The organism is Microbacterium sp., assembly GCF_044508325.1.
In the GTDB taxonomy this organism is placed as follows: domain Bacteria; phylum Actinomycetota; class Actinomycetes; order Actinomycetales; family Microbacteriaceae; genus Microbacterium.
The window spans coordinates 1-22257 of sequence record NZ_JBIQHX010000005.1 but is presented as its reverse complement, the minus strand read 5'-3'; the positions used below and the strand labels follow the sequence as shown (position 1 = coordinate 22257).

Sequence of the window (22257 nt, the reverse complement as noted above, 5' to 3'; positions counted from 1 at the left end):
GAAGCTAGCCATCGGTGGGCACGCGGCATCGTCCGGGGCGGGTGATATTGACGGCGGCGTACAGGTCACCCCCCACCGCAATCACCCGCGCGGGATGATGACGGCCGGGACGCTCCAGCCGAGGATGCCGGCGGGGAAGATCCACCGATCCGGAGGATGCTGATGGCAGCTGAATCGTCCGCCGCGACCGCCACAACCTCGCGCGGGGCAGGGGCGGTGCTCCTTGTCACCTGCCTTTCGACGCTGGTGGTCAACGCGAACACATCGGCGGTCAGCATCCTCCTTCCCGCCATCAGCGCCGACACCGGAACCTCCGTCGACACGCTGCAGTGGGCGGTCACCGGCTACTCGCTCATGGGCGCCGCGGTCATCGTCACCGCAGGCGGGCTGGGGGACGTGTTCGGCCGCAAGCGCGTGTTCCAGCTCGGCCTGCTGCTGTTCATCGTGTCGTGCGTGTTCATCGCGCTGTCGACGTCAGGCCTTGCGGTGATCATCGGGCGGATCATCCAGGGGGCGGCGGGGGCGACGATCCTCGCGTGCGGGCTGAGTCTGCTGGCCGTGGCCAATCACGGTCAGCAGCAGCTGCGCGCAGTGTCGCTGTGGGGGGCCGCCGCCGCCGTCGGCGCGGCGGCCGGACCGCTCGTGGGCGGCGTCCTCGTCGATGTCACCGGCTGGCAGGGTCTCTTCTGGATCGATGCCGCTCTGGCGCTGATCTGCGTTCTGGTCACCTGGGGTGCGGTCGCGGAGTCTCGCGACGAGCAGCGGTCGCGATCGATCGACTATCTGGGGGCGCTGCTGGTGGCGCTGACCCTGAGCCCCATCGTGTTGGCGATGAGCATGGGGGCTGACTGGGGCTGGCTCTCGGTGCCGACCATCGCGTGCCTGCTGATCGCGGTAGCCAGCGGATTCGCGTTCGTCTTCGTCGAGAAGCGGGTCACGGTCCCCCTGCTGGATCTCGCGCTGCTGCGCAACGTGGTGCTCGTCGCCTCGACGGTCGCCATCCTCATCGGCGCCGGGACCATCAACGGACTCATGTACCTGCTCAGTCTGTACTTCCAGAATCCGGATGCCCTCGGCATGACCGCGTTCCAGGCGGGACTGGCGCTGCTTCCCGCCACGGTGGGACTGGTCCTGATCGCCCCCCTCGTGCCCAAGCTCGCAGCCAAGACGAGCGGTCGCCAGGTCGTGGGCCTCGGCTTCCTCGTGACCGCCATCGGATTCGGTGTGCTCGGCTTCGTGCACGCGTCGTGGAACTATCTCGCCTTCGTGCTGCCCCTCGTGGCCATCGCCGTCGGCATGGGCCTGTCGAACGGCCCCTCCTCGTCAGCTGCCACCGCGTGCGTGCCCCAGAATCAGGTGGGATCCGCCTCGGGTGTCTCCAACATGGCCCGCTACGTGGGAGCCGCGGTCGCGACCGCACTGGTGGCGACGATCAATGCGTCGGTCATCGGTCGGCGCGCAGAGGAGGGCGCGGCGATGTCCGAGGCGCTGGCGGCGGGACTGGCGGCGGCGTCGTGGGTGATGGCCGGATTCAGCGTCGCCGGCGTGGTGATGGCGATGCTCCTGAAGCGCCATCGGATGGCGCGGGGAACACTCCAGGATGCTGCGGCCTCGGCGGCCGCACCTCTGCACACGCTGACCACCACGGCCTCGGGCGCCGCCGACGCTCACCCCGCCGTCACGAAGTGAGACTCCCGCGGCGGGATCACCCGCCGGGGATGACGACTGCAGATCCCCGTGCCGGAACCCTGTGATCATGACCGAATTCGATTACGGCCCGATCGACTTCTACCTGATCGGGTTCGACGGTGATCACCCGGGACCAGAGGTGCTGGAGGCGATCGACGATCTCGTCGCGGAGGGCATCGTGAACCTCCTCGATCTGGTCTTCGTCGCACGCGACCGCGCCGGCAGCCTGTCGGTGATGGAAGTGTCGAACAGCGCCGACGCCGACGGCGTGTCCGCCCTGACGCTTCCGGGCCTGGCCTCGGACGACGACATCGACGCACTGGCGGCGGCTGTCCCACCCGGGGCCTCGGCCGCTGTGCTGGTGGTCGAACTGCTGTGGGCGAAGCGGTTCGCCGCACGGCTCTTCGATGCGGGCGGCTTCGTCGCAGCGCGCCAGGGAGTTCCGGCGCCGCTCGTCAATGCCTATCTGGACGTTCACGCCGCGTGACGAGGAGGACAGGATGCTCGGCAGAATGGGAAGGCCCGGCCTGATCGGACTCGCAGCCCGTACGGCCGTGGTCGCCGGCACCGCAACAGCGGTCTCCGGCCGCGTCGCCGCGCGTCAGCAGGATCGGGCGGATCAGGCTTCTCAGGCACAGGCCTGGGAAGCCCAGCAGCAGGCCGCGGCCATGCAGGCCGCGGCCGCACAGGCGGTCGCGGCGGCGCCGCCCCCCGCGACGCCGCCGGCGCCCGCACGGGCCCCCGCGGACCTGATGACCCAGCTCACCCAGCTGGCGACACTGCACTCGCAGGGGGTGCTGACCGATGACGAGTTCGCCGCAGCCAAGGCGTCGCTGCTGAGTTGACCCCTCGAGCGGCGGCTCGAGCTCTCATCGGCTCAGGCTGCGCCCTCGTCCCAGGCCTGGGGACGCAGCTCGTGGCCGTGCACGGTCAGCGCGTAGATGACCAGGATGTCGACGGCGATGACGATCATCGCCCACCAGGGCTGGGCAGGAATCTGCAGGAGCTGGCCGACCGCGTTCAGCACCGCGAGCACGATCGCCACGACGCGCGCCCAGGTCTGCCCCGCGAACAGCGCGACCGCGGTCAGGACCAGAAGCGTGCCGATGATGAGGTTCCACCAGCCCCAGCCGTTCACATCCAGCAGCCAGACCGAGCCGCCTGCGACGAGGTAGTAGTCGTTCGGTCCGATGAGAGCCGCGAAACCCTGGATGGCGCTGAACAGGCCGGCGATCACCAGCACGACACCCGCGAAGATGACCCAGCCGACCCAGCCTGTGCGTGTGTTCGTGTTCGTGCTCATGCTCATGCTGCCTCCTCAGGCTCCGCCGTTCGGACACGCGGTGCCGCGTGATGTCCGTGACGCTACGACGGTCGAGAGGGCGCGCGGATCACCCTTGTCGGATGAACCTGCGCCTCACACTTTGAGATCCTGACGCGGCACCACGACCTCGCGGATGATCAGCAGGATCGACGCCATGATCGGCAGTGCGACCAGCACGCCGATCACCCCCATCAGCGTTCCGCCCACCAGAGCGCCGATCAACACCAGGGCGGCAGGGATCGAGATCGCCCGGTTCATCACACGCGGACTGATCACGTACGACTCCAGCTGGATGTACACGAGATAGGCGACCGCGAACAGAAGCGCCTGCACGGGACTGGAGAACAGGGCCAGAGCGGTGGCCAGCACCCAGAAGATCACCGACCCGAACAGCGGGATGAGCGTGATGACGAAGGCGATCACGGCCATCAGCGCCGGGAACGGTAGTCCGATCAGCAGGTGGAGCACGAAGACCGTCGCCGCGTTCAGGGACGACAGGATCACCGACCCGATGAGAGCGCTGCCCACCGAAGAGGTGACCCGCTCGGTCAGCTCCGACAGGCGTGGCCTGCTGTGCGCGGGCGCCAGCGCGTACAGGGCGAGTTTCATCGCCTCCATCGAGGCCAGGAAGTACAGCGTCAGTGCGACCACGACGAAGCCGGCCGAGACAGCACTCACGATGCCGATGCCGACGGCGAGCACGCCGCCGCCGAGCAGCGCGATCGTCGACGGACTCGAGATCCATTCGGCGAGCCGATCGAGCGCGTCGCGCACAGCGGCCTGGCTGTCGGGATTCAGCTGGGCGAACCACTCCGAGTCCGGGACGCCGGCGACGGCACGAGGGATGCTCTGCACGAGCTGGCCCACCTGGGCGAGCACCGGAGGCAGCAGGAAGACCAGGAATCCGACGAACAGCAGCACGAACGCACCGAACACGATCGCGATGCCCGCACCGCGCTTGACGCGATGGCGTTCCAGCAGGCGGACGATGGGGTCCAGGCCGAGGGCCAGGAACAGCGCGAGGACGATCGACAGCAGGATCGTGGAGATCGACGTGAACGCGCTTCCCAGCAGCAGCGCGCCCAGCACGCCCACCGTGACGAGGAAACCGGTGACAAGCGGCTTGTCGATCGCAGCCGCGATTGCGGCGATCCCGCGCCGCCCTCGGAGTGCTGGATCGGCGTGAGGTCTCCCAGGCAGGTCGGCCATCCTGTCATGCTGGCCGCCGGGCTTCGGCACCGCGTCATCCGACGCGGGCGATCTCGTTCGGGTCGATCAGTCCGAGCTCGGCAGCGCGCTCGATCGCGGCGTCTCGGCCGGTCACACCGAGCTTGCGGTAAATGTGGCCGACATGCGTCTTCACCGTGTTGATGGACACGAAGCTGTGCGCGGCGATATCGGCGAACGTGAGCCGGCTGGGGAGATAGGCGAGCAGCTCCAGTTCGCGCGGCGTGAGCTTGTCGACCAGCGTCTGCCGGCGGATCGCCCCGAGCGCCCGGCCGCGCAACACGACCAGGCGCCGGAAGTCGTCCGCCGCTCCGGGGAGCTGATCGATCAGCTCCGCGACATCCGGGCCGGCCTGCACGAACGGCGAGACGAGGCGGTGGGGCCCCGCCATGGCGAGGGCGGCTTGCAGGTGTGTGCGGGACTGCTGACCACGGCCGTCGAGAGCGGCGGTCCAGCCCCGCAGCAGTTCGCATTCGACCGCAGTCGTGGGCGCATCGCCCGTGCCCTCGTCCAGCTGGGCGAGTCGAGCGCGGGCCGCCGTCGGCTGGCCGAGCGCCAGCAGTCCCGCCACCTCCTCGAATGCGATCAGCGACCAGGAGCGCGTCGACACCGGCGGATGCTGCGGAGCGCCGCGCAGCCGCGCATGCCTCATCGCCAGCGCGACGAGGGCGTCTCGGACGAAGGGCGGCGGCGGCCCAGCATCTGGCGTCTCCGCTCCCACGGCATCGGGATCGATGATCTGCGACGCGAGGTGGGCGAGCCAGAGCAGCTGAGTGCGGTTGTTCGCCGCCGCGCGCGCCACGCCCTCCGAGAGCGCGAGCGACCCGGCATCCGGCTCGCCGCGCCGGATCGCCGCGACAGCGCGGGCGAGGTACGCGTCCGCCGGGGCCGGGTGCGCGCGCAGGCCGGACTCCTCTGTCAGCACCAGCGCATCATCGGCGAGTCCGGCCGCCACCACCAGCCTGCCGGACAGTGCCTCCACGAGCGCGAGCGACCCGAGCGCGTGCACCCGGTAGGGACGATAGGCCATGCCCTCACCCTTCAGCGCGTCCCGCAGGATCCGCCGGGCCGAGTCCAAGTCGCCCAGCAGCATCAGAGCCCGCCCCAGCGAGACCTGCGCGACCGCGATCAGAAGGGGGCGCGTCGTCAATCCGACCAGGTCGGGCAACTCGACGTGCGGCTCGTCCCGCAGCATCACGAGCGCACGGCGGGCCGCATCGGCGAAGTCCTCCGCGTGTGGGACGAACTGCACGAATGCGGAGAGATAGGCCGTGCCTGCCTGGCGCTCGCCGGCGCTCAGATCGCGCTCGGACAGGATGCCACGCAGCTCGTCCACCGCGATCTGCGCCTGCCCGCTCATGCCCTGTGCGATCGCGAGCAGCAGATCGACAGCCGGACGCTTGGACCGGACCCCGGCGGGAACCTGGTCGAGCCAACCCACCACGGCCGCCATCCGCGTATCGCCGTAGAGGTCCCGGCCGAGCCGCAGGACGCCGTCGATCGCGCCGTCCCAGTCGCGTGCTCGCAGCCGGTACGCGATCGCCTTCTCCTCGAAGCCCTCCGCCTCGCACCACTGTGCGGCGGATACCAACGCGTGGGGCTCCGCCTGCGAATCGTGGGCACGCAGTCGCAGCAGCAGGATGTCACGGAACAGTCGGTGGAACCGATACCACCCGGGTCGCTCGGAGACAGGAAGCACGAACATCGATTCGCGCTCGAGCTCCGCGATCGCCTCCGCACCCGCGCCGCCGAGGATCGCGTCGAGCAGTGGGGCGCAGAATTCATCGACCACCGCGATCTTCATCAGCGCCGCCCGTCTGTCAGGTTCGAGCGCGCCGAGCACCTGTTCGGAGAGATAGTCGACGACGAGCCGCTCGTCGCTGCCGAGCACGCTCACGATGCGTTCCGGATCGCGACTGAACCGGAGGCTGAGCGCGGTCAGTTGAACGCCCGCCGCCCACCCTTCCGTGTGCGCGGTCACTGCAGTCGCGATCCTTTCATCGACTGCGCTACCGGTGATGGCGCCGAGTACGCGCGCGGTCGTCGCGGCGTCGAACGCGAGTTCGCGCTGCCGGATCTCGACGAGGCTGTGCTGCAGGCGATGCCTGCTCCAACCGAGCTGGAGGTCCATCCGTGACGAGAAGACGAAGTGCGCACCCGGCGGGAGCAGGTCGACCAGCCGCCAGAGGTCGTCGAGCACCGAGCTCCCGCTCAGCCAGTGCACGTCATCGAAGATCACGATCAACGGCCCCGTATCGGCGAGCCCCGCTGCCAGGTCTTCGAGGAACGCACCGCCGAGCCGGTTGCCGCCTGTCTCCACGGGCGCGGCGGGCGCGCGAAAGCCGGCGGCGGCCTCCCCTACCGCCTCGACCAGCCGGCGCGCGAACACCGATGCATCGCGATCCGATTCGGAGATTTCCAGCAGTGCCACCGGCCGATCCTCCCCCGCTGCCTGGGCCCACTGCGACAGCAGCACCGACTTGCCTGCGCCCGCCGGGGCGATCACGAGCGACAGCGGAGAGTCCATGCCGGCGTCCAGCTGCGCACGCAGCTCCGGCCGGTCCACTGCGTGCGGGGGGATGGTGCGTCGTCGGCGTTCCACCGTGCGATCTCTCTGAGCTGTTGAAGGGGAACTGCCTCGAATCATCCCACCGGGGTGACGCGAGCGCGAGACCTGCGGGGGAGACTGCCCACAGGACCGGAACACACCCCCGGGGCGAGGGATCTGTCATGGCTTCACACATCGTGGACGTCATCGTCCAGGGGCGCCTGGGACGCGACCTGATCGCAACGCTGCCGGAGTTCTCGGTGAGAACCGAAGCCGGCATCACGCACATCGTCGGCCCGGTTCCCGACCAGGCGAAGCTGTTCGGGCTGCTCGATCTGTTCGAGCGGTTCCACGTCGAGGTGGTCTCGATCAATCGCGTGACACAGGACGACGATGTCTCACCCGAGCCGGGTGACGCGGGATCGGACGGTTCACCGGGATCCTGACGCAGTGGCGGACACTGCGGTCGGCCGACGAGCGATTGGTGCGCAAATGGATCTCTGGAGCTGGATCGCCTGGTTCTTCTGGCTGTTCGTGTTCTTCTCTTATCTGATGGTGCTGTTCTCGATCATCGGCGACCTCTTCCGCGACGATTCGGTCAACGGATGGCTGAAGGCGGTGTGGATCCTCTTGCTCGTCTTCGTGCCGTTCCTCACCGCGCTCGTGTATCTGATCGCGCGCGGGTCGGGCATGCAGCGGCGCACGCTCGAGCACGCCGCGCGCATGCGCGGGGAGCAGGATGCGTACATCCGCACCACCGCCGGCGCCGTCGTCAGCGCCGCCGATGAGATCGCCAAGGCGAAGGCGCTGTTCGACGACGGCACGATCACCCGCGACGAGTTCGAAGCCCTCAAGGCGAAGTCGCTCGCCTGATCAGCGTCCCTGCACGGCCTCACCCGGCTCGACACCGGCCGGCGCGGCGGCGGTCGGCGCGGTGGGCGGCTCTCCGCACCCCTCGGCCGGAGGCTGCGTGAGCGCGTCGACCTTTGCGATGAGGGCACGCAGCTGCCCGCGCGTCGCGGGCTCCGCGCTGTCGTCGTTCCGGGACGCGCGCTCGACGATCCACGAGGCCAGCGTCGCCGTCAGGATGCCGGCCAGGGCGACCCCACCCAGCATCAGGCCGACGCCGATCAGCCGCCCCGATCCGGTCACCGGCACCAGATCGCCGAAGCCGGTCGTGGTGACCGTGACGCACGACCACCAGACCGCGTCGCCGAAGGACACGATCGTCGCCGAGGGCGCGTTCCGTTCGGCGTCCAGCACGGCCAGCGACGCGATGTAGACGAGCACGACGGTCGCGCCGCTGCTGTAGACGATGATCTTCGTGCGCAGCAGGGCGCCCGCCGTCCCTCGCAGTGCCGGGATGTAGGTGAGAACCCGCAGCAGCTGCACGAGTCGCAGGACCGGCACCAGCGCGAAGGCGAGCGCGCCCAGATGCAGGCGGAACCAGACGGCGCGATGATCGGCGAGGCACAGCCGGACGATGTAGTCGGCGATGAACATCGCCCACGTGGCGAGCATCGCCCACGTCGCAACGCTCCAGGCGACGCCGGCCAGATCGCCGATCACGCGCCACGAGTAGGCGATCAGGTATACCAGTGACGCGACGACCAGTGCCGCCGCCGTCAGCCGATGCCAGCGCTGTTCATCCACGGTCGACCGCGCCGGTCTGCGCGTCCCCCCGAATGTCGAGCTGTGCGGCGGCCGCGTTCCGGATGAAGAGGATCAGCCAGGTGAACACCAGGGTGCCCGCCACCAGCTCGACCGCGGTGAGCGTGTAGTACCCGACGAAGAAGAAGGCCACCAGCACGAGCGTGATCGCCAGGAAGAGCCATCCGACGACCAGGAAGGTCCTCGGCATGGCGGGCAGCCAGGCCGGCATGCGGAAGACGAGCACACCGTAGCTGACGACGGCAGCGATGGTCGCTCCCGTGTGGATGCCGAAGAAGGTGTCCACCGGAAAGACGCCGACTCCCATGAGGAACAGACCCACCAGGACGAGGCACACCCGCACGCCGGCGACTCCGCGCGCATCGGTCGTCGGAAGATCACGCGTCACATAGCGGGCGAGGGTCGTGATGATGAACCCCGCCACGACCAGCGTGATGCTGAACGCCCGCGCCGACGTGCTCGTGGTCATCCCGAGCGCGCTCAGGTTGTCGACCCACCAGTCCGGATCGCTGGATCCCACCATGCTCGCAAGGAGGCCGACGGCCAGGAACACCGCGAGGACGACGGCCAGCAGCGGCAGATCCATGTGCGTCGCCGACACGAACACGGCGTATGCGGTGACGGCGCACGCTGCGCCGGCCAACGCGATCACCGGCACCGGGAACACCTGCGCCCCGATGAAGGCCTGCTCGAGGATCGCCGCGGCAAGCGTCCAGCCCAGCAGCGCGATCACGGCATGGGCGATCGCAAGCGCGAACATGTCCAGGACGTCGAGCGCCCGCAGCGATCCGCGATCGGCGCGGCTGTGCACGACGAGGCGTCCGGCGAGGAACGCGAGCGCGGCGGCGATCGCCGCGGCGATCGCCGAGAACTGGCCGATCGAGCCCGGACCGGCGATGGGCGCAGGCTGGAGGCGGAACGAGATCAGTGCGGCCAGCGCCGCCAGCACGAAGGCGGCCGCGCCCACCAGAAGCGTCAGCGTCTCGACCGACCGAGCGCTGGGTGCCCGGTGGCGCACCCCCCGGGCCGCGGTGTCCGAGCTCGGCGAGAGGGGATCAAGAGGGATGTCGGTCATTGCCGCCTCCGGTTCGCGGCGATGCGCAGGCCCGCGCGAGAGCAGAGTATCCGCAGGCCGCCCGCCTGGCAGCGGAATCCGCGACGATCTCACCCTCCGAAGGGCGGATCTCACCCCCCGAGCATGGTGCTTGCAGATCCCGTGTCACGCAGACTTCGGCGCATGACAACGCTGGAATCAGAGCCCGCCCGACCCGGTCGGCAGGCACCCCCGTCGCTGCGGGATCAGCTTGCTGCCGGACGGGCGGTGCGCAAGCAGGTTCCCCGGGACGCGCTGGCGGACCTCGTGCCCGACGGCCGCGATCCGATGGCCATCCTGGATGAGCAGGACGCCGACCGGCTCCGCGAGCTCGTGTCGATCCGCGCGGAGCGCATGGCCGCGAACCCGTTCGCTTTCTTCCGCGGCACGGCGGGGCTCATGGCGGCCGACCTCGCCCGATCGCCGCACACCGGTCTGACCGTCGGGTCGTGCGGCGACGCCCACGTCTCGAATTTCGGCCTCTACGCCTCGCCTCAGCGCACGCTCGTCTTCGACCTCAACGACTTCGACGAGGCGGCGTGGGCGCCGTGGGAGTGGGATCTGAAGCGCCTTGTCACCAGCATCGTCATCGCCGGCCAGTCGACCTCGCGCGACGACGGCCTCGTGTCCAGCGCCGCCCGCAGCGCGGTGGTGACCTACGCCCGCGGACTGCACAATGCTGTGAAGCGCGGGCCGTTGCGCCGCTATTACGACCGCTTCGACGCGGTGGCCGCGGCAGCGGCCGATCCGGAGTCGCGGCGGGCGCTGCGGCACGCGATCCGCAATGCGGAGAAGCACACCGGCGCGCTGGCGGCGAAGCGCCTCACGACGATGGGAAAGAGCGGGCGACTGAAGTTCGTCGAGTCGCCGCCGACGATGACCCGGGTCGACCGTGCGGTCGCCACGCGCGTTGGGGACGTCTACGGCGACTACGTCAGGTCGGCATCGGTGGACATCCGGGTCCTGCTGCAGAACTACGCCATCGCCGACGTCGCACGACGCGTGGTCGGAGTGGGCAGCGTCGGCACACGCTGCTATCTCCTCGGGCTCCAGGATGGCGACGACAACGCGCTGCTGCTGCAGGCGAAGGAGGCGGGCACGAGCGTCCTGATCCGCTACGGAGGCGCGTCCCAGCCGGTTGCTGTGAGTCAGTACATCGACGAGTTCGGCGACGGAGGACGGGTGGTCGCGATGCAGCGCGTCCTGCAGGCGGTGTCGGATCCGTTCCTCGGGCATCTTCGCGGCGTCGACGCGCAGGGGACGGATCGCGCGTTCTACGTGCGCCAGTTCCACGACATGAAGGGCGGGTTCGACATGGACACCCTCGAGGACGAGGCGTTCCTCTGGTACGCCGATGCATGCGCCGCCACCCTCGCCAGGGCCCACAGCCAATCCCCGGACGCTGCGACGGTCGCCGGATACGTAGGCCGCGGCGGCAGAGCCGCCGAAGCGATCCTGGCGTGGAGCTACGCGTACGCAGCGCTCTCACGGGCGGACTGGGAACTGTTCCGCTCCCATCGCAGGATCGCCGAACCGGCCACGGCCTGACCGATCGCGCTGCTCAGTCGAAGACCGAGCCCGCCGCCTTCGGCGATGCCTTCGGATCCGGCAGACGCCTCATGCGGAATCCGTTCGCAATCCCCAGCATTCCGGCGAGGATCGGGACCGCGAGCGCCACCTGCAGCGCAACCGGGCGCGCCTCGGTGTTGATGCGCACGATCTCCTCGGCGACGGCAGCAGGTTCGTCGGCGACGAGCTCCGCCAGGCCGGCGTTCGAGACGAGCTGGGCGTCCTCCTCCAGCACCGTTGCGACCTGCTGCTTGTCCTGCGCCGAGAGGACCGTGCTGGAGTCCGACAACGACGTGAAGGCGAGACTGAGGGTCGCCAGCATGATCGCCCCGGCGAAGGCGAGGCCGAAGGACAGACCGAAGGATCCCGCCGCCGAGTTGACGGCGGCCGCCTCACTGACCCGTTCGTCGGAGATCGGCGAGAGTGTGTAGTTGTTCAACTGGGAGACCAGCAGCCCGAGCCCGCATCCGCTCACGATCAACGGAACGGTGAGGAACCAGCCGGAGTCGGCTCGGGGCACGATCGGCACGAGCACGATCAAACCCAGCACGGTGAGGCCGAACCCCCACAGGATGACATCGGCGGGCCTGGCCTTCAGCCATCGACCCGCGGTCAGGGCCACGGCGAACATGCTGAGCGAGAGCGGCGCGATGGAAAGGCCCGCCCACAGCGCGTTGTACTCGAGCACCATCTGCAGATAGAGCGGGAGAACGATCATCGTCCCGCCGAGCGTGATCTGCTGCAGCAGCTGCCCGCTCACGCCGGCGCGGAACGGCTTGGATGCCAGCAGGCCCGGGTCGAGCAGGGTCGCCTTCCCCCGGCGCTTCCGTCGGACGAGCCAGAACGCGAGACCTGCGAGCGCGAGCACACCGACCCCGATGACGAGGCCGACGTAGCCGCCGCCCTCCTGCCAGAGGAGGATCCCCAGGACGACTCCGCCCATGCCGATCACCGACAGCGCCGATCCGACAAGATCGATCGAGCGCTCTCCGGTGAACCGCACGTCCTTGACCAGACCGGCTCCCAGCAGAACGACCGCGATGATGAGCGCCTCGAGCAGGAACGCCATCCGCCAGGACAGGAACGTCGTGATGACCCCGCCCAGCAGGGGCCCCACCGCGGCGGCGATGGCGGCGGATGCGCCGACCAGCGCGTACACCCTCGCCTGGTGCGGACCGGAGAAGTTTCCATGGATGAGCGACTGCATGGACGGCAGCAGCAGCGAGGCGCCGACGCCACCGATGATCGCCCAGAACACGATGATCGCGGTGAGGCCCTGCGCGAGCGTCATCGCGACCGCACCGATGGCATACCCGATCAGACCCAGGATGTAGGCGAGCTTGCGGCCGATCAGGTCGCCGACCTTGCCGCCGATGAGGATGAACGCGGCCGAGACGAGCGCTTCGAGGGCGATGGCGCCCTGCACCCCGCTCGCTGTGGTGTCGAGATCACGCACGACCGCCGAGATGGACACGTTCATGATCGAGGTGTCCACGACGAGCACGAACATCGCCATCGCGAGAAGGATCGCCAAGCGCAGGTTCATCGGCGGTGCGGCCGCGCGGTCACCGGGCATGCGGCCAGCGAATCAGCGATCCGCGCGACACGGATCACCCGGATCGGGGGAGAATCCGTCCACCCCGGGCCGCGGCATCCCGATCGCCGGACAGCCAGCGCAGCCACCGCGACTGCGGGTCGCCCTCGAGCACCAGCGCCCGGGCGAGAAGGGTGAGCGGGATCGACAGGATCGCTCCGAGCGGGCCGATGATGAAGGTCCAGAAGATGACCGAGAAGAAGCTCAGCGTGAGACTCAGGCTCACCGCGTCACTGACGAACTTCGGCTGGATCATCACCTGCAGCGTCACATTGACGACGCAGTAGATCGCGACGACGGCGAGCATGAGAGGCCAGCCGCCCACCACCAGCGCGAGCACGGCGGGTGGGACGAGCCCCAGCACGAACCCGATGTTGGGGATGAAGTTCGTCACGAACGCGAGGATCGCCCAGACGGCGGGCGCGGGAACGCCCAGCGCCCACAGCGCCAGCCCGTCGATGATCGCGACGATCGCGCCGAAGGCGGCGTTGACGACGTAGTACCGGCGCACGCCGCGGTGGAAGGCGCGGAAGCGATCGAGCGTGGGGCGGACGGCGGTGCCGAAGGATGCCTCGGCGCGGGCGTACCGCGCGGCGTCGGCGGCCATGAAGATCACGTACGCGAGCACGAAGAAGAACGCCAGGAGGACCGTGACGACGGTGCCGCCCAGCGCCGCGGCGAACGCGAGGACGTTGGCCGGCTGGAGGAGGGATGCCGCGGCGTCGGCCGACTCCTCGTCGAGCCCGAGGCTGTGCAGCCAGGCGAGCGTGTCGGAGGCGGCCGACTCCAGCTCGCCGGCATAGTCGCCGACCAGCTGAGCGAACTGCACCCCGGCGTAGAACAGGAGCGCCGCCAGCACCGCCAGGATGAGATACCCCAGCACGATCACCGCGGTCGTGGCGGCCCACCGCGGCCAGCCGTGCCGCTCGAGGGGATGCCGCAGCGGGTGGCAGATGATGACGATGACCGCCCCGAGCGCCAGCGGGCCGACCAGGTCTCGCGCGATCGAGACGCCGGCGAGCACGATCACCGCGGCCGCCAGCGCGAGCAGCACCCGCAGCGCGGGTGAGAGTGTCGCGGGCGACGCCGATCCCGGAGCGGCCTTCACGGGATCAGGCTAGGGCCGGCTTCCCCGACACCCGCTGTGGCTCGCCGCCCACGCTCGTAGGGTTGCCGCATGAGTGGGAACAGCCCCCAGCCCATCGATCGCGTGCAGAGATGGGAGGCGCGCACCGCGTGGCCCATGTTCGTGCTCTCGGTCGTCTTCTTCGCCGCGTCGGTGTGGAGTCTCGCCGACGACTCGCTGCCCGTGCACCTGCGCACGATGCTGGCGTTGCTCATCCTGGGGCTGTGGATCCACTTCATCGTGGACTTCGTGCTCCGCATGGCGGTCAGCCGGCGACCCGTGGCCTTCATCCGGTCCCGGTGGTACGAGCTCGTCTCACTGGTGCTCCCGCTGCTGCGTCCGTTCCTCATCCTGGCGTACCTCTGGCGCCTCCCCCTCTTCGACAGCTTCGGGGCGGCAGGCCAGCGCGCGAGATACCTCGTCAGCGTGGCTTCGTTCGCGCTGCTGTTCGTCTACACGGCATCGACGGCAGTCTGGTTCGTCGAACGGCATGACCCCCACGCCAACATCGTCGACCTGCGCGACGCTATCTGGTGGGGCTTCTGCACCATCGCCACGGTCGGCTACGGTGACTTCACTCCGGTGACCACGTTCGGTCGCGTGCTCGCGGTGGGCCTCATGCTCAGCGGCATCGTCGTCATCGGCGTCACCAGCGCGGCGTTCATCTCGGCACTGACCGAGCGGGTACATCGCGCAGGCGCGGGGCGAGGTCGCGTTCGAAGAGGGTCATGAAACGCTCCTGGTCGTGACCGGGCGCGTGGAACACGAGGTGGTTGAACCCCCAGTCCACGTAGTCCTTCACCTGGGCGACCACCTCGTCCGGATCGGTGCCCACGATCCACCGCTTCGCGATCTGCTCGATCGGCAGCGCGTCCGCCGCCTTCTCCATCTCGATCGGGTCGGTGATGTCGTGCTTCTGCTCCTTCGACAGCGACAGCGGCGACCAGAACCGGGTGTTCTCCAGCGCGGCATCCATCGTCTCTTCGTAGGAGATCTTGATCTCGATCATCCGGTCGATCGCCCCGAAATCGCGCCCGCCCGCCGCCGCGCCCTCCTTCACCGCCGGGATCAGCTTGTCGACATACAGCTCGCGCCCCTTGCCCGACGTGCAGATGAACCCGTCACCCGCCCGGCCGGCGTACTTGGCGACCACGGGACCGCCGGCCGCGATGTAGATCGGGACCCCGTCGTCGGCCACGTCGTAGATCGACGCGTCGTGCGTCGAGTAGTAGTCGCCCTCGAACGAGACCCGATCACCCTTCCACAGCGCCCGCATCAGCCGCACCGCCTCGCGCAGGCGGGCGAACCGCTCCTTGAACTCCGGCCACTGCTGCTCGCCCGCGCCGGCGAACCCGGTCGCGATCTCGTTGAGCGCCTCGCCGGTGCCGAACCCGGCGAACACCCGCCCCGGGTACAGCACCCCCAGCGACGCGAAGGCCTGCGCGATCACCGCCGGGTTGTACCGGAACGTCGGCGTCATCACGCTCGTCCCGATCCGGATCCGGCTCGTGCGCTCACCGACCGCCGCCATCCACGCCAGCGAGAACGGCGCGTGCCCGCCTTCGTGCCGCCACGGCTGGAAGTGATCGCTGACCGCCACCGACTCGAACCCGTGCGCCTCGGCGGCCACCGCGATCTCCACCAGCTCCCGCGGTCCGAACTGCTCCGCCGAAGCCTTGTACCCGAGTGTCAGCATGCCCTCTCCCGTCCCGGGCCGCAGACAGGCCCTCCTCCCATCGTGGCGCATCGCGCGGCACCTCGTCGCCGCCCGGCGGTCAGCGAGGCCCGGTCGATGCCGAGCCACGGCATTCTCGTCGAGCACCGGGTCGACGACCTCGGGTTCGACGGGAGTCCCCGGGTTCGGCACCCGCAGTGTCCGTAGACTCACGGGATGATGCGCGGCAGGGGGACAGCCCGACCGTGAAGGTGCGTGCCGTCTTCGGTCTGATCCGCCTGGGCATGGCGACCCTGTGTGCGGTCGCACTCGTGCACCGGCTGGCATGGGGTCTCAGCTCGCACACGATCGCGGGCGAGAACTTCTTCGCGTATCTCACCGTCCAGTCCAACTGCGCGTTCGCCGTGCTCCTGCTCATCGCCGGCATCGTCGCGTTCCGCCGCGACCGCGACCCGCGCTGGCTCACCATCGCCCTGGCGCTGACGCTGACCTGGACGATCACGTGCGGCATCGCGTTCGCGCTGATCGTGTGGCAGGCGGGCCTGCGCGGCATCCGCATCGACGTGCCGTGGTCGGATCAGCTGCTGCACTTCTGGCTCCCGGGTCTCGCCGTCGCCGGCTGGACCCTCGCGCCGGGACACCTCCGGGTGCCGTGGTGGGTGGTGCCGGTCGCGCCGATCTACCCGCTGCTGTGGGGCCTGGGCGCCATGTGGCGCGGTCCGCAGGTGGGCTGGTATCCGTACTACTTCCTGGATCTGAGGCAGGTGGAGCTGCCGGAGTTCCTCGTCAGCGCCACGGTCGCGCTCGCCCTGTTCGCGCTCGTGGGAACGGCGATCGTGCTCATCAGCCGGACCCAGCTGAGATTCGACCCGCTACGGTTCCGGCTCGGCCGGCGCGAGCACCTCCAGCGATGAGGCCGCCGCCGCCACCGCGGCCGCGTCGTCGAGCCCGGCGAACTCCTCGGCGGCGGCGCCGCCGACCACACCCACGAGGATCTTCTCCCCCGTCGCCGGCAGCAGGTTGAACCAGGTGCGCACGGTCGCCTCGCCGCCCACGAGGTGCCAGATCGTGGCATCCGTCGCCCAGAACCGCTCGTCGAACCGCAGCCACACCGTCTCGATCCGCCCCATCCCCAGCGCGCCGATCGCTCCCCGGGTGCCGAACGGCAGCACGGGGTCGAACTCGATGCCGCCCGCCTGCAGCACGCCGAGCGGGACCGTGACCACGACGCGGTCGAACGACATCGACTCCCCCGTGCCGAGCCGCAGGCTGACACCGGACTCGTCGTGCGAGATGCGGCTGACCGGCGACGAGAGGCGCAGCTCGACGCCGTCGAGAAGGTCGTCCACGAGGGGCGACAGATCGCCCAGGGCCGCCGCGTCGTCGTCGACCGGCAGCCGCGGCGGGAACCAGGCCGACTGCGTGTCGGCCTCGGAACCGGTCATCGCGGCCACGTACGCGAGCAGCGCCGCGACGTCGGGATCTGCGGGGTCGGTTCCCGCGTCGGCGAGGGCCTGCGCCAGCGAGATGTCGGTCGGCAGGCCCTGGGCGCGCTCCACCGCCGCGACGATCGGCTCATCGCTCACGGGATCGACCGCACCGTCGGGTGACGACCACTGCGGGACATCGAGGACCGCCGTGTCGATGTCGGCCTCGTCGAGCTGCGCACGCAGCTGGGTGTCCGCTCCCGTGAACAGCCACGCTCCGAGCTGGACGGGCACCGGCCAGGCGCCGTCGGGAACCGAGTGCACGCGGCCGCCGGTGCGGTCCCGCGCCTCGATCACCGTCACGGTCACCCCTCGTTCGACCAGACCCGCCGCCGCGTGGGCGCCGGCCAGTCCCGCGCCCACGATCGCGACGCGCTCGCCGGCGGTGACGTACTGACCGACCTCGGCCGCCGCGCGTCTGCCGGACTGCGCCGCGCCGCGCATCGTGCCCGGGCTGCTCGCGCTGGTGGCCTCGCCCGCGAAGAAGACCCGATCACCCACCGGCTGAGCCAGCGCCTCACGGGCGTCGGGCTGCGTGCCGACCGGTGTGAAGCTCGCCGCTCCGCGTGCGAACGCGTCGGTCGACCAGGTGCTGCGCGCCGCTGCGGCGGGCGTCAGCGCGGTCGGGGGCGGAGTCGGCGACGTCGTGCGCGTCGACGTGGGCGAGGGCGCCGGCTCCGGGATGCAGGATGCGAGCAGCACCGTCAGAACGCCGGACCCGCCGCCGATCAGCAGCGTGCGACGCGTCATCGTCATGATCTGGCCACCCTACCGCCGGGGGCCGGGCGACGCGTCAGCGCCCGTCGGCTTCGTCGGGCATGTCCACCAGCGGACGCCACACGACGATGTCGGTGGCGCGCCGCACCCGGCGGCCCGAGGTGAGCGTCACGACGGCACCGGTCGCACCGGCGGCGAACACGCGCGCGCCCGGGCGGTACTCGGACTCCTCCTTCAGCCGCTCCCTCAGCTCGATGACCTCACGGCGGAGGCGCCGCACGGTCTCCTCCAGTTCGAGGATGCGCGCGATCGCCGGAAGGCTCATGCCGTCCGACGACATGCGGGCGACCTCGCGCAGCTTCTCGATGTCGCGCGCGGAGTATCGGCGTGAGCCGCCCCGGGTGCGTCCCGGCACCACCAGTCCCAGCCGGTCGTACTGGCGGAGGGTCTGCGGATGCATCCCGGCGAGCTCGGCCGCGAGCGCGATCGCGAACAGCGGCAGGTCCTCCTCGGCGGTGGCCATCGGCATCCCTCCTCTCACATCAGCGCGCGGACGCGGCCTTGGCCATCAGGTCGGCGCGCGGGTTCTCCTTGGGCTCGAGTTCGCGGAACTTCTCCAGCGCGGCCTTCGCCGCGTCGTCCAGGTGCGAGGGCACCGCCACCTGCACCTCGGCGAGCAGATCGCCGGTGCCCTTGGTGCTCTTGATGCCGCGGCCCTTCACGCGCAGGATGCGGCCCGAGGGCGTCCCCGGCGCGACGCGCAGGCGGACGACATCGCCGTCGAGCGTCGGCACCTCGATGGTCGCGCCCAGCGCGGCCTCGACGAACGTCACCGGGACGGTCACCCGCAGGTTCAGACCGTCGCGTTCGAAGACGGGATGCCGGCGCACGCTGACCTGCACGACGATGTCGCCGTTCTCGCCCCCGTCGGGTGACGGGCGACCGCGTCCGCGCAGGCGGATCTTCTGGCCGTCGGCGACGCCGGCGGGGATCTTCACCTTGAACGGCTTGCCGTCGTCGCCCTGGAGCGTGATCGTCTCGCCCTTCGCCGCGGTGACGAAGTCCAGCGTCGTGCGGGCGGTGAGGTCGGCACCCTTGGTCGGGCCGCCGTACCCGCGGAAGCCCCCGGTGGGCTGCCCGAACCGCCCCGAACCGAAGCCGCCCGGCTCCGCACCCTGGCCGAACATCGAGAAGATGTCCTCGAAGTCGCCCGAGGTCTGGAAGCGCGTGCCGCCGCGGCCCTGGTTGAACATCGAGAAGACGTCCTCGAAGCCGCCGCCGCCGGACTGGCCGCCCGCCGTGAAGCGGGCGCCCGAGCCCATCGCACGGATCTGGTCGTACTCGGCGCGCTGCTCGGGGTCGGAGAGCACCGAGTACGCCTCGCTGATCTCCTTGAAGGTCGCCTCGGCCTTCGCGTCGCCGGGGTTCGAGTCCGGGTGGTACTTCCGCGCCAGCTTGCGGTACGTCTTCTTCAGGTCGGACGCGCTGACGTCCTTCGAGACGCCGAGGACCTTGTAGAAGTCCTTGTCGAACCAGTCCTGACTCGCCATGTCCGCCTAGCCGTTCTCCGAGCCCGCCGAGCCGCCCTCCGCGCCTGCCGAGCCGTCTTCGGAGCCCGCCGATCCCTCGGCGGGCACGGCGACCACGACCTTCGCCGGCCGCAGCTCGGTCTCGCCCAGACGGTAGCCGATCTCGACGACCTCGAGGATCGTCGGCTCGGCGACATCGGGCGACGGCTGCTGGAAGATCGCCTCGTGGTGCTGCGGGTCGAAGACCTCGCCGGCGGCCCCGTAGGTCACCATGCCGATGCGCTCGGCGACGGCCCGGATCTTCTCGGCGATCACCGCGAAGGCGCTGCCCTCGACGAGGTCGCCGTGCTGGTCGGCCCGGTCGAGGTCGTCGAGCACGGACAGCAGGCCCTTGGCCACCGTGCCCCGTGCGCGCTCGAGGTCGAGTTCGCGCTGCTGCTCGGTGCGGCGCCGGTAGTTCGCGTACTCGGCGGTGACCCGCTTCAGGTCGGCGAGGTACATCGCCGCCTCGGGCGGCAGATCGACCCCGTCGTCGCCGGTGAGCGCCTCATCGGTCTGCTCGGCGCCCAGGATGTCGTCGATCGTCAATTCCTTCTCGTCTCCCGCGCCCGTCTGAGGATCGGGGCCGGCGGGCTGCGCCGCCGACCCCTCCTCGTCAGGGACTTCCGGGAAGTCCTTGTCCGTCATGCGTCATCGCCCCTGCTCTGTGGAAGAGTCGTCCTCTTCTTCGACGACCTCCGCATCGATCACGTCCTCCTCGGGGTTGGGCACCTCGCCGTCGCCCGGGTCGGTCGCCGCGGGGTCGCCCTGCTGACCCGCCGCCTGGCTCGACGCGTAGATCGCCTCGCCGAGCTGCTGCTGGCTCTGGCTGAGCTTGTCGAACGCGGTCTTGACCGCGTCGTCGTCGTCGCCCGCGAGTGCGGTCTTGAGCGCATCGACGTCCGCCTGCACGGAGTCCTTCACCTCGGCGGGGAGCTTGTCCTCGTTGTCCTTGATGAGCTTCTCGATCGAGTACGCGAGGGTCTCGGCCTGGTTGCGGGTCTCCGCCGACTCGCGGCGCTTCTTGTCCTCAGCGGCGTGCTCCTCGGCCTCGCGCACCATGCGGTCGATGTCCTCCTTCGGCAGGCTCGACCCGCCGGTGATCGTCATCGACTGCTCCTTGCCGGTGCCCTTGTCCTTGGCGGACACGTGCACGATGCCGTTCGCGTCGATGTCGAAGGTGACCTCGATCTGCGGCATCCCGCGCGGGGCGGGGGCGATGCCGGTCAGCTCGAAGGTGCCCAGCGGCTTGTTGTCGCGCGTGAACTCGCGCTCGCCCTGGAAGACCTGGATCGCCACCGACGGCTGGTTGTCGTCGGCCGTCGTGAAGGTCTCGCTGCGCTTGGTGGGGATCGCCGTGTTGCGCTCGATGAGCTTGGTCATGATGCCGCCCTTGGTCTCGATTCCGAGACTCAGCGGCGTGACGTCGATGAGCAGCACGTCCTTGCGCTCGCCCTTGAGGACGCCGGCCTGAAGAGCGGCGCCGACCGCCACGACCTCATCCGGGTTGACGCCCTTGTTGGCGTCCTTGCCGGTCTCCGACTTCACGAGGTCGGCGACCGCGGGCATCCGCGTGGAACCGCCCACGAGCACGACGTGGTCGATGTCGCTCACCTTGATGCCCGCTTCGCGGATGACATCCTCGAAGGGCTTCTTGGTGCGGTCGAGCAGATCCTTGGTGAGGTCCTCGAACTTCGCGCGCGTGATCGTCTCGGACAGCGACACCGGGCCGCTCTCGGTCAGCGACAGGTACGGCAGGTTCACGCTCGTGGATGCCGAGCTGGACAGCTCCTTCTTGGCCTGCTCCGCGGCCTCCTTGAGGCGCTGCAGCGCGATCTTGTCGCCCGAGACGTCGACCCCGGTGGTGTCCTTGAACTGCTTGATCAGGTAGTCGACCAGGCGCTGGTCCCAGTCGTCGCCGCCGAGGCGGTTGTCACCGGCGGTGGCGCGCACCTGGATCGTCGAGAAGTCGTCGTCCTTGCCCACCTCCAGCAACGACACGTCGAACGTTCCGCCGCCGAGGTCGAAGACGAGGATGAGCTCGTCCTCCTTGCCCTTGTCGAGGCCGTACGCGAGCGCCGCGGCCGTGGGCTCGTTGATGATGCGCAGCACGTTCAGGCCCGCGATCTCACCGGCCTCCTTGGTGGCCTGGCGCTCGGCGTCGTTGAAGTACGCCGGCACGGTGATGACCGCGTCGGTGACGGTGTCGCCCAGGTACTGCTCGGCGTCGTGCTTGAGCTTCTGGAGGATGCGCGCCGAGATCTCCTGCGGCGTGTACTGCTTGCCGTCGATCGGCTGGGTCTTCCAGTCGGTGCCCATGTGGCGCTTGACGGATGTGATGGTGCGGTCGACGTTCGTCACGGCCTGGCGCTTGGCGGTCTCGCCGACCAGCACCTCGCCGTCCTTGGTGAACGCGACGACCGACGGAGTCGTGCGGAAGCCCTCGGCGTTCGCGATGACCTTGGGCTCGCCGCCCTCGAGCACGCTCACGACGGAGTTCGTCGTGCCGAGGTCGATTCCAACTGCACGTGCCATGTGCTTATCCCTCTCGTTGTGGGTGTGAAGTCCTCTCGCGGCGATGGATCCGAAGCCTGGAAAAGGTTGAGCCGCGATGACTCAAGGGTACTCCGGGGCCGTCGCACTGTCAAATGAACTTGAGTCGAGGCGGCTCAAGTTAATCCATCCTGCCACTCCGCGCCCGGGACTCTGTACGCCGGGCGCACGGCGGAGTAATGTGCGCGCTGGACCACACCCGAACCGCTCGGGTGCAGTCCGGGAGCGCGCGCTGGGGGTGCTCTCTTCCACGCTCTGACATGCGACAGCCTCCGACGCACTCGGGCCGGCGGCCGCCCACCCAGCGCGCTGCGCGCGGAAGGGAATCGACTCATGGGAATGACGAACAGGCGGATCAGGATGCTGGGCGCCCTCGCCGCGGCCGCAGCCCTCGCGCTGACCGCCGCACCGGCGGC

The 22257-nt window shown here is 69.6% G+C and carries 21 protein-coding genes; 8 read left to right on the top strand and 13 right to left on the bottom strand.

Going from position 1 to position 22257, the window contains the following annotated elements; translation table 11 throughout:
- Nucleotides 1-162: 162 nt before the first annotated feature.
- From ACIWQI_RS05635 to ACIWQI_RS05625, 3 genes are all read left to right on the top strand, one after another.
- On the top strand, nt 163-1689 hold the full coding sequence (locus ACIWQI_RS05635) for an MFS transporter (protein WP_396656147.1): 1527 nt from the start codon (nt 163-165) through the stop codon (nt 1687-1689).
- Between the two features lie 67 nt (nt 1690-1756).
- Nucleotides 1757-2176, top strand: coding sequence for a DUF6325 family protein (locus ACIWQI_RS05630; RefSeq protein WP_396656146.1), 420 nt, complete (start codon nt 1757-1759; stop codon nt 2174-2176).
- Between the two features lie 25 nt (nt 2177-2201).
- Nucleotides 2202-2534 (top strand): SHOCT domain-containing protein, encoded by a 333-nt coding sequence (locus ACIWQI_RS05625; protein ID WP_396656327.1) that lies wholly within the window; start codon nt 2202-2204, stop codon nt 2532-2534.
- Between the two features lie 32 nt (nt 2535-2566).
- On the opposite strand, the gene ACIWQI_RS05620 is transcribed toward ACIWQI_RS05625, so the two are convergent.
- From ACIWQI_RS05620 to ACIWQI_RS05610, 3 genes are all read right to left on the bottom strand, one after another.
- Nucleotides 2567-2998: a hypothetical protein gene (locus tag ACIWQI_RS05620; RefSeq protein WP_396656145.1), complete on the bottom strand. Its 432-nt coding sequence runs from the start codon at nt 2996-2998 to the stop codon at nt 2567-2569.
- 108 nt (nt 2999-3106) lie between these two features.
- Nucleotides 3107-4222, bottom strand: coding sequence for an AI-2E family transporter (locus ACIWQI_RS05615; protein ID WP_396656144.1), 1116 nt, complete (start codon nt 4220-4222; stop codon nt 3107-3109).
- Between the two features lie 34 nt (nt 4223-4256).
- Entirely contained in the window at nt 4257-6842 is a 2586-nt protein-coding gene (locus tag ACIWQI_RS05610) for a LuxR C-terminal-related transcriptional regulator (RefSeq protein ID WP_396656143.1), read from the bottom strand.
- A gap of 128 nt (nt 6843-6970) precedes the next feature.
- On the opposite strand from ACIWQI_RS05610, the gene ACIWQI_RS05605 reads away from it, so the two are divergent.
- Both ACIWQI_RS05605 and ACIWQI_RS05600 read left to right on the top strand, forming a co-directional pair.
- On the top strand, nt 6971-7234 hold the full coding sequence (locus ACIWQI_RS05605; protein WP_396656142.1) for a hypothetical protein: 264 nt from the start codon (nt 6971-6973) through the stop codon (nt 7232-7234).
- A gap of 46 nt (nt 7235-7280) precedes the next feature.
- The gene (locus ACIWQI_RS05600) at nt 7281-7661 is read left to right on the top strand and encodes an SHOCT domain-containing protein (RefSeq protein WP_396656141.1); all 381 of its coding nucleotides are present in this window, start codon (nt 7281-7283) and stop codon (nt 7659-7661) included.
- Here ACIWQI_RS05600 and ACIWQI_RS05595 read toward each other — a convergent pair whose 3' ends face one another.
- The gene (locus tag ACIWQI_RS05595; RefSeq protein WP_396656140.1) at nt 7662-8441 is read right to left on the bottom strand and encodes a potassium channel family protein; all 780 of its coding nucleotides are present in this window, start codon (nt 8439-8441) and stop codon (nt 7662-7664) included.
- The gene (locus ACIWQI_RS05590; protein WP_396656326.1) at nt 8434-9045 is read right to left on the bottom strand and encodes a DUF998 domain-containing protein; all 612 of its coding nucleotides are present in this window, start codon (nt 9043-9045) and stop codon (nt 8434-8436) included. The genes ACIWQI_RS05595 and ACIWQI_RS05590 overlap by 8 nt, the downstream gene beginning before the upstream one ends.
- A 651-nt stretch (nt 9046-9696) precedes the next feature.
- Between ACIWQI_RS05590 and ACIWQI_RS05585 the strand changes: the two genes are divergently transcribed.
- Nucleotides 9697-11100 (top strand): DUF2252 domain-containing protein, encoded by a 1404-nt coding sequence (locus ACIWQI_RS05585; RefSeq protein ID WP_396656139.1) that lies wholly within the window; start codon nt 9697-9699, stop codon nt 11098-11100.
- Between the two features lie 13 nt (nt 11101-11113).
- Here ACIWQI_RS05585 and ACIWQI_RS05580 read toward each other — a convergent pair whose 3' ends face one another.
- Both ACIWQI_RS05580 and ACIWQI_RS05575 read right to left on the bottom strand, forming a co-directional pair.
- Nucleotides 11114-12697 carry an MFS transporter gene (locus ACIWQI_RS05580; protein WP_396656138.1) on the bottom strand — a complete coding sequence of 528 codons (1584 nt, stop codon included), beginning with the start codon at nt 12695-12697 and terminating at the stop codon, nt 11114-11116.
- A 34-nt stretch (nt 12698-12731) separates the two neighbouring features.
- Nucleotides 12732-13823: an AI-2E family transporter gene (locus tag ACIWQI_RS05575; protein ID WP_396656137.1), complete on the bottom strand. Its 1092-nt coding sequence runs from the start codon at nt 13821-13823 to the stop codon at nt 12732-12734.
- A gap of 69 nt (nt 13824-13892) precedes the next feature.
- Between ACIWQI_RS05575 and ACIWQI_RS05570 the strand changes: the two genes are divergently transcribed.
- Entirely contained in the window at nt 13893-14573 is a 681-nt protein-coding gene (locus tag ACIWQI_RS05570) for a potassium channel family protein (RefSeq protein WP_396656136.1), read from the top strand.
- On the opposite strand, the gene fgd is transcribed toward ACIWQI_RS05570, so the two are convergent.
- Nucleotides 14503-15537, bottom strand: coding sequence for a glucose-6-phosphate dehydrogenase (coenzyme-F420) (fgd, locus tag ACIWQI_RS05565; RefSeq protein ID WP_396656135.1), 1035 nt, complete (start codon nt 15535-15537; stop codon nt 14503-14505). The genes ACIWQI_RS05570 and fgd overlap by 71 nt on opposite strands.
- 224 nt (nt 15538-15761) lie before the next feature.
- On the opposite strand from fgd, the gene ACIWQI_RS05560 reads away from it, so the two are divergent.
- Nucleotides 15762-16430, top strand: a complete 669-nt coding sequence (locus ACIWQI_RS05560; protein ID WP_396656134.1) for a Pr6Pr family membrane protein — start codon at nt 15762-15764, stop codon at nt 16428-16430.
- Here ACIWQI_RS05560 and ACIWQI_RS05555 read toward each other — a convergent pair.
- Genes ACIWQI_RS05555 through dnaK form a run of 5 tightly spaced genes read right to left on the bottom strand, consistent with a single transcriptional unit; the run spans nt 16389 to nt 21823 of the window.
- Complete coding sequence (locus ACIWQI_RS05555) at nt 16389-17759, bottom strand: FAD-dependent oxidoreductase (protein WP_396656133.1); 1371 nt, start codon at nt 17757-17759, stop codon at nt 16389-16391. The genes ACIWQI_RS05560 and ACIWQI_RS05555 overlap by 42 nt on opposite strands.
- A gap of 37 nt (nt 17760-17796) precedes the next feature.
- Nucleotides 17797-18243, bottom strand: coding sequence for a heat shock protein transcriptional repressor HspR (locus ACIWQI_RS05550; protein WP_396656132.1), 447 nt, complete (start codon nt 18241-18243; stop codon nt 17797-17799).
- Between the two features lie 19 nt (nt 18244-18262).
- Nucleotides 18263-19270, bottom strand: coding sequence for a DnaJ C-terminal domain-containing protein (locus ACIWQI_RS05545; RefSeq protein ID WP_396656131.1), 1008 nt, complete (start codon nt 19268-19270; stop codon nt 18263-18265).
- A gap of 6 nt (nt 19271-19276) precedes the next feature.
- Nucleotides 19277-19936, bottom strand: a complete 660-nt coding sequence (locus ACIWQI_RS05540) for a nucleotide exchange factor GrpE (protein ID WP_396656129.1) — start codon at nt 19934-19936, stop codon at nt 19277-19279.
- Nucleotides 19937-19939: 3 nt separating this feature from the next.
- The gene (gene dnaK, locus ACIWQI_RS05535) at nt 19940-21823 is read right to left on the bottom strand and encodes a molecular chaperone DnaK (protein WP_396656128.1); all 1884 of its coding nucleotides are present in this window, start codon (nt 21821-21823) and stop codon (nt 19940-19942) included.
- Nucleotides 21824-22257: the final 434 nt, after the last annotated feature.